General features: G+C 64.7%; 1 protein-coding gene. It reads left to right on the forward strand.

All coding sequences use genetic code 11. The features are described 5' to 3' along the window. Positions 1–1,267, forward strand: a 1,267-nt coding sequence (locus EN935_RS36400) for an ASKHA domain-containing protein (protein WP_127374254.1), incomplete at both ends; no start/stop codon positions are given.

A 1,267-nucleotide genomic window follows, 5' to 3' on the forward strand; every position in this document is an offset into this window, starting at 1 on the left:
GCCTATGGGCTGGCCTGCGATTTCGGCTCGACAACCATCGCCATGCATCTGGTGTCGCTGCTGTCGGGCCGCGTCGCCGCCTCGTCGGGCACGTCGAACCCGCAGATCCGCTTCGGCGAGGATCTGATGAGCCGCGTCTCCTATGTGATGATGAATCCGGATGGCCGCGAAGGCATGACGGTGGCCGTGCGCGAGGCCATCTCGGGTCTCGTCGACAAAGTCTGCGCCGAAGGCAATGTCCAGCGCAACGACATCCTGGATTCCGTCTTCGTCGGCAATCCGATCATGCACCATCTGTTCCTCGGCATCGATCCGACCGAGCTTGGCGGCGCCCCTTTCGCACTGGCCGTCTCGGGCGCGGTGCACATCAAGGCCTCCGACATCGGCCTGAAGCTCAACCAGGGCGCCAGGCTCTATATGCTGCCTTGCATTGCCGGCCATGTCGGCGCCGACGCGGCGGCGGTGACGCTGTCGGAAGGCCCGCATCGCCAGGACGAGATGATGCTGATCGTCGACGTCGGCACCAATGCCGAGATCGTACTCGGCAATCGCCAGCGGGTGGTTGCGGCCTCCTCGCCCACCGGCCCTGCCTTCGAGGGTGCCGAAATCTCCGGCGGCCAGCGCGCAGCACCCGGCGCCATCGAGCGCGTGCGCATCGATCCCGATACGCTGGAGCCGAAATACCGCGTCATCGGCTCTGAGCTGTGGTCCGACGAGCCGGGCTTCCTGGAGAGCGTGCAGGCAACCGGCGTCACCGGCATCTGCGGCTCCGGCATCATCGAAGTGGTGGCCGAGATGTATCTCGCCGGCATCATCTCGGAAGACGGCGTCATCGACGGCGGACTTTCGGCCCGCTCGCCGCGCGTCACCGCCAACGGCCGCACCTTCTCCTACGTGCTGAAGGAAGGCTCCGCCGCATTGAAGGAAGATGGGCCGAAGATCACCATCACCCAGACCGACGTGCGCGCCATCCAGCTCGCTAAGGCGGCACCTTATGCCGGCACCAAGCTGTTGATGGAAAAGCAGAACACCGAGCATGTCGACCGCATCCATTTCGCTGGCGCCTTCGGCTCCTTCATCGATCCGAAATACGCCATGGTGCTGGGCCTGATCCCGGATTGCGACCTCGACAAGGTTTCGGCGGTCGGCAATGCCGCCGGTGCCGGTGCGCGCATGGCGCTGCTCAATCGTGGCTATCGCCGCGAGATCGAGGACACGGTCAGCAAGATCGAGAAGATCGAGACCGCCCTGGAACCGAAATTCCAGG

Source organism: Mesorhizobium sp. M7D.F.Ca.US.004.03.1.1 (genome assembly GCF_003998635.1).
GTDB lineage: Bacteria > Pseudomonadota > Alphaproteobacteria > Rhizobiales > Rhizobiaceae > Mesorhizobium > Mesorhizobium loti.